Origin of the sequence: Vibrio sp. 10N.239.312.D08, from assembly GCF_041466145.1 — a bacterium.
GTDB classification, from domain to species: Bacteria; Pseudomonadota; Gammaproteobacteria; order Enterobacterales; family Vibrionaceae; genus Vibrio; species Vibrio crassostreae_C.
The window spans coordinates 64,702-74,255 of sequence record NZ_JBFSSD010000025.1 but is presented as its reverse complement, the minus strand read 5'-3'; the positions used below and the strand labels follow the sequence as shown (position 1 = coordinate 74,255).

At 45.2% G+C, this 9,554-nt stretch carries 8 protein-coding genes; 2 read left to right on the top strand and 6 right to left on the bottom strand.

All coding sequences use genetic code 11. The features are described 5' to 3' along the window. Positions 1 to 162: 162 nt before the first annotated feature. A complete protein-coding gene (locus tag AB6D58_RS14480) occupies positions 163 to 1,059 on the top strand; it encodes a LysR family transcriptional regulator (RefSeq protein ID WP_372157631.1) in 897 nt (298 codons plus the stop codon). A 105-nt stretch (positions 1,060 to 1,164) separates the two neighbouring features. Here the strand turns inward: AB6D58_RS14480 and AB6D58_RS14475 are convergent, their stop codons facing one another. From AB6D58_RS14475 to AB6D58_RS14450, 6 genes are all read right to left on the bottom strand, one after another. Then, positions 1,165 to 1,974: an SDR family NAD(P)-dependent oxidoreductase gene (locus AB6D58_RS14475; protein WP_372157630.1), complete on the bottom strand. Its 810-nt coding sequence runs from the start codon at positions 1,972 to 1,974 to the stop codon at positions 1,165 to 1,167. Between the two features lie 302 nt (positions 1,975 to 2,276). Beyond that, positions 2,277 to 3,836 (bottom strand): glycerol-3-phosphate dehydrogenase, encoded by a 1,560-nt coding sequence (gene glpD / locus AB6D58_RS14470; protein ID WP_372157628.1) that lies wholly within the window; start codon positions 3,834 to 3,836, stop codon positions 2,277 to 2,279. A gap of 270 nt (positions 3,837 to 4,106) precedes the next feature. Next, a complete protein-coding gene (locus tag AB6D58_RS14465; protein ID WP_372157626.1) occupies positions 4,107 to 4,892 on the bottom strand; it encodes a DeoR/GlpR family transcriptional regulator in 786 nt (261 codons plus the stop codon). Between the two features lie 260 nt (positions 4,893 to 5,152). Then, positions 5,153 to 6,673, bottom strand: coding sequence for a glycerol kinase GlpK (gene glpK, locus AB6D58_RS14460; protein ID WP_102320695.1), 1,521 nt, complete (start codon positions 6,671 to 6,673; stop codon positions 5,153 to 5,155). Between the two features lie 59 nt (positions 6,674 to 6,732). After that, on the bottom strand, positions 6,733 to 7,587 hold the full coding sequence (locus AB6D58_RS14455) for an MIP/aquaporin family protein (RefSeq protein ID WP_019827050.1): 855 nt from the start codon (positions 7,585 to 7,587) through the stop codon (positions 6,733 to 6,735). Positions 7,588 to 8,035: 448 nt separating this feature from the next. Continuing rightward, positions 8,036 to 8,467 carry a PACE efflux transporter gene (locus AB6D58_RS14450; RefSeq protein ID WP_372157624.1) on the bottom strand — a complete coding sequence of 144 codons (432 nt, stop codon included), beginning with the start codon at positions 8,465 to 8,467 and terminating at the stop codon, positions 8,036 to 8,038. A gap of 129 nt (positions 8,468 to 8,596) precedes the next feature. Between AB6D58_RS14450 and AB6D58_RS14445 the strand changes: the two genes are divergently transcribed. Continuing rightward, positions 8,597 to 9,487 carry a LysR family transcriptional regulator gene (locus tag AB6D58_RS14445; protein WP_136979074.1) on the top strand — a complete coding sequence of 297 codons (891 nt, stop codon included), beginning with the start codon at positions 8,597 to 8,599 and terminating at the stop codon, positions 9,485 to 9,487. The last annotated feature ends 67 nt before the right edge of the window (positions 9,488 to 9,554 follow it).

Genomic DNA, 9,554 nt, shown 5'->3' with positions numbered 1-9,554 from the left:
TTGTACGGTGGTGTGAGAGGACGGAGGCCGTGAGGCCTCCTCCTACTCGATTGCTCAATCACTTCTTCACAATTCAACTGAGTTAATACGTTGTATTGTTATATGAATGACGCATAATGAGGGTTATTGGTACACGATTTTTAAGATTTTATTGGTAATCTCATGAATATTGAACACCTCAAATTGTTTGTTCGTTTAGCTTCCACACATAACATCAGCATGGCTGGGCAAGAGCTTGGTTTATCTCCTGCTGTTGCAAGCTCGCACATCAGTAAACTGGAAGACAATTTAGGCGTTCGCTTGGTCCACAGAACCACTCGTAAGGTCTCTTTAACCGAAGAGGGGGAAGCATTCTTACCTCATGCTGAAGAAGTGTTATCGAGCGTGGATGCTGCCAAATCGGCGGTCGGTGTGGGCTGTGATTCTCCAACCGGAACGCTTCGAGTTACCGCATCTGCGTCTTTTGGACGTTTGCATCTTGTTCCTGCTTTACCTGGATTCTTAGAGCGCTACCCTGGGTTAAAAGTCGATCTCAGGCTATCAGATTCGATGGTGGATGTTGTTGAGGGTGGCTTTGATATCGCAATTCGTATCTCAGAGCTGAAAGACTCGACACTGATTGCCCGAAAACTTGCGACAGACAAGCGTATTGTGTGTGCATCGCCTGATTACTTAATCAAATATGGTAAGCCAGCTACACCTCGAGATCTTAATGATCATCAGTGTATTAGCTTAATTGGTTTAGAAAACTGGACCTTCAATACTGAAAGCGGGCCTAAGACGATTAAGGCATCGGGATCGTTCAGGGCAGATAACGGGGAAGCACTGCGTGACGCAGCCTCAGGTGGTATGGGTATCACGGTGACGTCGAATTGGTGTGCGTATGAGCAACTGAAAAGCGGTCAACTGATTCAAATATTAGAAGATTACCCATTAACCTCTGAGCCTGCGATTTGGGCTGTGTACCCAAGCACAAGGTTACTTGCGCCAAAGGTGAGAGCCTTCATTGACTACTTTTCTGAGTATTACGGTAACCCGCCGTATTGGGAACAAACGTAGAGGCAAACGTTGTACGAAAAAGCTCTGCGTTTCTAAGTTAATTTATTAGAAACGCAGGGCTTTTTTATTGAGATTTGCAAATTAACTCAGCATGAGTGGTCGCGATTAAGAAAGCGTCGCTTTGATGATCTCTTCAATTTTAGCGACAACTTGCTGTGATTTATCACCGTATATCGCATCTGGATGCGGGTTCGCAAACGTGTTGTTGTCGTTATCAAAGTATTGACCGCCTGCTTGTGCGAACTCATCAGACAATGATGCGCGAACCAGAATATCAGAACCGATGCTTAGGTCGCCGCCTGCAATACCGTAAGCGTCTTTCACCATCTTACTGCCTAGTAACGAAGCTGGGTTGACCGCAACCACCATTGGCCCTGTAGAACCTAACTCTTTTGCCATCTCGCGAGTCCACATGGTGATCGCAAGCTTGCTTTGTGCGTAAGCGTCGCTATCAGAAAGCGGTTTTTTACCTTCTAGCGCTTCGATGTTCACTGCTGCTTGCGCCGCTGAAGATAGGTTCACTACTCGGCTAGATGCATCGAGGACAGGTAGCAGACGTTTAGTCAGGTGGTATGGTGAAATAGTATTCACAACAAAACGAACATCTAAACTGTCTTTAGTGATTGGGTTCGGAGTGTTGAACACACCTGCGTTGTTAATCAGTACATCAATCTTATCGTGATCAGCAATTATTTCGTCAGCTAACGCATCCACATCAGCCAGAACAGACAAGTCTGCCACATAACTTTGAATTTTCGCTTCATCAGAGATAGCCACAAGCTGCTGCTCTACGTCTTTGAGCTTGCTTGGGTTACGTCCATGCAATAAAACGTGGTGGCCTTGTTGAACAAGTACTTTTGCCGTTTCGAAGCCGATACCATCGGTAGAACCTGTGATCAGAATAACTTTTTGCATGGAATAGATTCCTTATTAAAGCGCTGACATAGCGAGCGTTTTTAAATGTGTCGTTTCATTGAGGTAAAGAATAGCAACCTTTTATGAAGTTGATAATCAACCGGATTAATAAAACACTATTTAGTTTTTGTTGAAAATGGGGGAGTGAACAAAGCCTCAGTCCGTGCGAAGGAGACGATCAATCGAGAGATTTATCTGATCGAGTTCTTAGGCCGGAATAGCAGGCAATAAAAAAGCTTAGCGCGGGGGACGCTAAGCTTCGTTGTTAAGTATGTTCTTGAACCATGCTTAGGCTGGTGGGGTTAGCCTACTTGAGAAAAGCTCACTACCTTGCTTTGTAGTTTCTCTTTCAGGTAATCCGTCACCGCTTGCTGCTCGGATTCGCTCATGTACAGGCCAAGCTTGGTTCTGCGCCACAAGATGTCTTCATCAGTCATCGCCATCTCTTCATTGATCAAGTAATCGATTTCAACTTGATAAACGCCATGGGCTTCGCTTGAGAATTGGGTGCCAAGGTCAGCTTCGTTATTCGCGCCTTCCAATAGTTTCCACGTATAAGTACCGAATTGAGTCACGTAGCGAAGCAACAACGCTTCAGATGCCCAAGGGTATTTAGTGTGGATCATCTTCGCAAGTTGCTCTCTGCTGCAACTAAAGTTACCACCTGGAAGCGTGTCGTTCGCTGTCCAAGGCGCACCCATATTGGTTAGGTGTGGTTCTAACTTCTTAAGTGCTGCTTCGCCGAGCTTACGGTAAGTGGTTAATTTGCCACCGAAGATCGAAAGCAGTGGTGCTTGATCCAGTTCTGCGTCCAATTCCAACGTGTAGTCCCGAGTGATCGCTTGTGGTGAATCCGATTCGTCGTCACAAAGCGGTCTTACGCCACTGTATGTCCATACCACGTCTTCACGGCCAAGCTGTTTAACAAAGTGCTGGTTAACGATATCAATCAAGTAATCCACTTCGACATCATCAATGGCGACGTTACGTGGGTCGCCTTTGTATTCAAGGTCGGTAGTGCCGATGATCGAGAACTTATCTAGGTAAGGGATCATGAACACAATACGATTATCTTTGTTTTGCAGAATGTACGCTTGTGGCTCGTCATGAATGCGTGGCACAACAATGTGTGAGCCTTTGATAAGACGAATGTTACGAGGCGAAGCCTGCTCTAATCCATCATCAAAGAACTGTTTAACCCAAGGACCAGCTGCGTTAACCAGCGCTTTTGCTTTGCGTTCAAAGCGTTGGTTTGTCATCACATCAAGGATCGTCACATGCCAAATACCACCTTCGCGGTGCGCTTTTTCAACACGGCAGTAGTTACGTACTTCTGCGTTGTTTTCTTTTGCTGCCAACACGTTGAGCAATACCATACGAGCATCATCCACCCAGCAATCTGAGTATTCGAAGCCTGTCTTCATTTCTGGTTTCAGTAGCCCTGATTTTGCTAGGTTGACTGTCTTACTTCCAGGAAGAGTGGTGCGCTTACCCAAGTTATCGTAAAGGAATAGGCCACAGCGAATCATCCAAGCTGGGCGTAAAAATGGTCGATGAGGTAAACGGAAACGCATTGGCTGAGCAACGTGAGGCGCTTTTCTTAACAAGACTTCACGTTCAGCGAGTGCTTCCGAAACCAAACGAAATTCGTAATGTTCAAGGTAGCGTAGGCCACCGTGGATAAGCTTTGAGCTAGCAGAAGACGTCGCAGACGCGAAATCATTTGCTTCGTATAAGCCAACGTTTAGACCACGACCTGCTGCATCTGCCGCGATGCCTGCACCATTGATGCCGCCGCCAATCACGATCAAGTCTAAAGTGGAAGATGTACTGTTGTTTGAATTATTTTGTTGAGCACTCATGGTTTTGACCTCTTTCTGAGCGAACGAGCATTTTAGAACATAATTGAATCCTATATGAACTTTCGTTTGCGGTCATTTATTATTTTCGTTTATGCGCGTTTTATGTGATTTGGGCATAAAAAAACCTCTGCTTATGAAAGCAGAGGTTCAAATAAGACTAATTCGAGCATAGAAGCGACAGTGACAGCGAGCAAGTTTTACTTTATTAACTTTTCTATAAAGAATGGTGATTCATTTAAGAAAGTGGCGTCACTGAGCTCTTATGTTTAGTTATTCGCTCATAGGATGAGCGGTATCGATCACTTCTAATGGTATTGCCGAATCTTTAAGGATGTTGAGAATCTCTTCCGGTGGCTGCTTATTAGTAAACACCATGTGGGCCTGAGAGATATTGCCGAGCTTAACCATCGCGTTACGACCAAACTTACTGTGGTCGACTGCCAGGAAGATGCTGCGGCTGTTTTCGATGATAGCTTGCTTCACTCGAACTTCATGGTAGTCAAAATCAAGCAGTGAGCCGTCAAAGTCGATGCCGCTGATCCCTAGAATGCCGAAATCGAGGCGGAACTGCTTCACGAAATCGAGTGTTGCTTCACCCACGATACCGCCATCACGGTTTCTCACTTCGCCACCTGCCAAGATAACCTTTATCTCTGGGTTTGGTAGCAGGATACTGGCAACGTTGATGTTGTTAGTCACGACTCTGAGTTGTTTGTGGTTTTTGTTCAGCGCGCGTGCCACGGATTCTGGTGTGGTGCCGATATCAACGAACAAGGTTGCACCATCTGGAATGTGTTTAACCAGCTCGTCGGCAATCACATCTTTTTCATTGAAGTTAAGCGCTTTACGCGTGTTGTAAGAGGTGTTTTCTGAGCTAAGAGGAATGGTTGCACCACCGTGATAACGACGGATTTTGTTGCTATCAGCCAGCTCATTGAGGTCTCGTCTGATGGTTTGTGGGCTAACATCGAACTTCTCTACGAGCTCTTCGGTGCTCACATATCCTTGTGTTTTTACCAGGTCTACAATCTGCTGGTGTCTTGGTATCTGCTTCACTTAACTTACCACTCCCTGCACGCTATGGGCTCTAGCGCGTCACAATCGAAAATATTAACTCGCGCTATTGTGCTCGAATTGATGAGGAGAGAGAAGTAATGATAGTAAGGAATTATGTCCAAACCGCAAAAACGTTGATCAAAACATGAAAAATTGGCTCCAAACGCAAAAAAGAGCACAAAATAGTGCTCTTTTTAGTTTCGTTTACTGAGGAACGAACAATTCAATCGATAAGAGAGTGATTATTCGAACGCTCGATTTTACTCTTCGTCGTCATCGTGCAGTTCAGACCAAACTTGTGCACACTTGATAGCACGCTTCCAACCTTTGTAACGGCGGTTACGCTTTTCTTCATCGTGGTGTGGCAAGAACGTACGGTCTAGTACTGCTTTGTCTTGAAGCTCATCGATGCTGTCCCAGAAACCAACTGCTAGACCAGCAAGGTATGCTGCTCCCAGAGCGGTAACTTCAGTTACTTCAGGACGGTGAACTTCTGTATCTAGCACGTCTGATTGGAATTGCATTAGGAAGTTGTTCGCTACTGCGCCGCCATCAACACGTAGGTTTGCTAGCTTGATGCCAGAGTCCGCTTGCATCGCATCCAATACGTCACGAGTTTGGTAAGCAATACCTTCCAGTGTTGCACGAATGATGTGGTTAGAGTTAACACCACGAGTCAGGCCAACAATCGTACCGCGAGCGTAAGCATCCCAGTATGGTGCGCCTAAACCAGTAAACGCAGGGACTACGTAAACGCCGTTTGAAGAATCTACTTTGGTTGCGAAGTACTCAGAGTCTTCTGCGCCAGCCAGTAGCTTCATTTCATCACGTAGCCATTGGATTGATGCGCCGCCCATGAATACTGCACCTTCCAGTGCGTATGCAGGTTCGCCTTTAGGGCCACATGCCAGTGTGGTTAGAAGGCCGTTTTTCGATGTGACTTTCTCTTGGCCTGTGTTCATCAGTAGGAAACAGCCCGTGCCGTATGTGTTTTTCGCTTGACCAGCTTCAACACACATTTGACCGTAAAGCGCTGCTTGTTGGTCACCCGCAATACCAGCGATTGGAATACGAGTACCGCCTTTACCACCAAGGTTCGTTTGGCCGTAAACTTCAGAAGAGCGTTTCACTTCAGGCATCATTGATGCTGGAATACCCATCTCGTCTAGTAGCTTGCTGTCCCAGCATAGGTCGTTGATGTTAAACAACATAGTACGTGACGCGTTAGTGTAATCCGTAACGTGAACACGTCCTTGAGTCATCTTCCAAACCAACCAAGTATCAACCGTACCGAACAGTAGTTTGCCAGTTTCAGCGTCTTCGCGAGCGCCTTCAACGTTGTCTAGAATCCATTTTACTTTGGTACCTGAGAAATACGGGTCAAGGACTAAGCCAGTATTGTCACGTACGTAGTCTTCTAGGCCACGTGCTTTTAGGTCTTCACAGATGTCTGCTGTACGGCGACACTGCCATACGATTGCGTTATAAACCGGCTTACCCGTTTCTTTGTTCCAAACAATGGTGGTTTCACGTTGGTTAGTGATACCAATGCCCGCCAGCTCATCGCTGCGGATGCCTGCTTTAGCAAGCGCTTCAACCAATGTAGAGCTTTGAGTTGCCCAGATTTCCATTGGATCATGCTCAACCCAACCGGCTTTAGGATAAATCTGAGTAAATTCGCGTTGAGAAGAGCTTACGATGTTTGCATCGTGGTCGAGGATTACAGCGCGAGAACTTGTGGTGCCTTGGTCTAGGGCAACAATGTATTTTTGCTCGGTCATGGTAAGAATCCTTTTTCTTTCGTTATTTATATTTTAGTAAATGTAAGGTCGCTTAGGGATTAAGCTTGAGCTTGTTCAGCTTCTTGTTCTGTTTCACATTGGTTTGGAATTGTGCAGCCTTGGCCTTCTACTGGTAGGTAAGCACCGATAACACGTGGGTACAACCAACCCCCAAAACACGCACCAGCAATTGGAGCAAGAATTGGAACGATGAAGTAAGGAATATCACGTGCACCGCTTAGTGCGAAATCCCAACCTGCAAAGTAAGCGAACAGTTTTGGTCCGAAGTCACGAGCAGGGTTCATTGCAAAGCCCGTCAGTGGACCTAAAGAACCACCGATAACCGCGATAAGAATACCGATCAGTAGAGGGTTCATTGCACCGCGAGATGCGCCGTTGTTCTCATCACCTAACGCTAAAATGGCAAACATCAACACTGCAGTAATCACGAATTCCACAGCAAAAGCGCCGAAGAAAGAAAGTGAAGCATGTGGGTAAGTCGAGAAGATACCAGCAGTTGATAGTGCGTCTTGGCTGCTACGAACGAAGTTATGTGCGATTTCGTAGTCAGTAAATAGGTTGCTGTACAGGCTGTAAACCAATGCTGCAGAGCAGAAAGCGCCAAGCAGTTGCGAAATGATGTAAGGCACCACTTTTGCTTTATCAAAGCCATGGAACATGGCCAGTGCAATCGTTACGGCTGGGTTGATGTGTGCGCCTGAAACGCCGGCAGTACAGTAAATTGCAATCGCAACACCGAAGCCCCAGATGATGCTGATTTCCCATTGTCCGAATGTCGCACCAGTTAATACCAGAGCGGCCACACAGCCAACGCCAAAGAATATGAGTAATCCTGTACCGATAAATTCAGCCAAGCATTGCCCAAATAAAGAAGGGTGTTTGTTTGTTGTCATGTTCGAGTCCTTTTTAGTTTTGCTTATCTAGCACGTGTATTGTGCATATATTTGCGAACTCGAAAATAAACGAACATTAAAAGTGAGCGTTTGAGCATAAAATTGTTAATTAAAGTCACTTGAAATGTTAATCCGAACACTTTTGCTCGAAAAAGATGCTCGCATGAACGTCATTGCTCGAATTGATAGGTTGCGAAGCCGCTCAAACTACCTATATGTAAATGAATGCGCAACTGGTACGAGGAGTTTATGTTTGGATTTGTGATGCTACTTCGTGAGTGGCGGATTATTAGACTTAATTAGGGAGGGCTGTGTGATGTTTTTGCTATGTAACAAGGGCGTTAACAAATGAGCTTATATGCATAAATGAATAAACTGCCAACTATGTTGTAGTTTGGCAGTTTTCATTTGGGTGTATGTTCTTGTTATACGAGACGAACTTACCGCTCTAAACCAGAGCTGCAACTTTTCCTTTCGCTACCAATTGATCTCGAATTGAGTCATACGCCCAGTTGAACGCTATCGCGTAAAGTACGAAGAAAATAACTAGGCCTATGTCCATGATCAGTACGGTTAGGAAGTCGAGTTGTAGAACCCACATCAAGACAGGTAGAGTCACTGTCATTAAGCCAAGCTCAAAACCTAATCCGTGCAGGATACGTGTTTTCGTGGTTCTTTTGCTTCGGTCTGTTCCGTAAATTTTGTCGTAGCCATAGTTGTAAACGTAGTTCCAAGCCATCGCTATCAATGATATTGCAAGCGCTAAGCCTGCCATTTCACCTGCGCCATTTCCTGTAACATAGGTTGCAAGCCCTGCCATTAGAACCAAAGCAACCAATTCAAATAGCACCATGTGCAACATGCGTTCTTTATGTGACATTTTTCTAACTCTCTTTACGATTAAATAGCCGCCGATGGGCTAATGACTTGGCTAGATAATATCTACTTAAGTGATAATATAAAGATAGTTAGTATCACATATAGTGATAGTAAGTTTGGGAGAAACCGAATGTACAACATTGAACAACTGAAAATGTTTGTGTATGCCGTTGAATTAGGGTCATTTTCTGCCAGTGCTCGTCATTTGGGTAAGGTACAGTCGGCGGTGAGCCAAGGCATCAGTAATCTTGAAATCGATTTTAATGTTGAGCTTTTTGATCGTTCGACTCGAAAGCCTTCACTAACCAAAGCGGGTGAGCAGTTATTTAAACAGGTGAAAGCAATCGTGCTTCAGGTTGAAGATCTGAATGTGACGGTTAACGCGATGGGTAGCGGTGAAGAGGGGCTCATCAAAATTGCATTAGATGATTCATTGCTGGTTCCGAACCTATCTAAGATCCTTAGTCAGTTCAGTCAACAATTCCCTGCGACCGAAGTTGAACTGGTTGCGTGTACCACGACAGAGGTCAATCCGTTGATTATCGAAGAGAGGGCCGACATTGGATTGATGTTTACCAACTTGGCTTTTGATGTCGGCTCTGAGCCTTGCTTTATCGGTCACTTACCGTTTATTGCTGTGTGTCATCCAAGTCATGCGCTCGCAAAAACAGGTGTGGCGAAACTCACTGACTTACTCCCGCATCGTCAGTTAATGTTGAGGGGAGACAAAGGCAAGGTGATGGATCAGTTTCCGCTGATTGCCGGAAAGGTATGGTGGTCAAACAGCTTTATCGTCATTAAAGAGATGATTCTTGGTAGCGATATCGGTTGGGCATACTTACCGAAACACCTTGTTGAAGAAGAGCTTATTAAACAGCGCTTGGTAGAGGTGAATGTGTCATTTGACCATAAAACTTGGTCGCCTCCGGTTGATCTTGTTCTGTCTAAAACACGCTCAAAAGGTCCTGCATTACTTTGGCTTGAACAAGCATTGAAAGGCCTATTAGACGAAACTGAATAAAGAAAAGGCTCACCGTTTAACGTGTGAGCCTTTCTGTTCAAAGTGATGCTGCTTTTTGTTAGTTCTA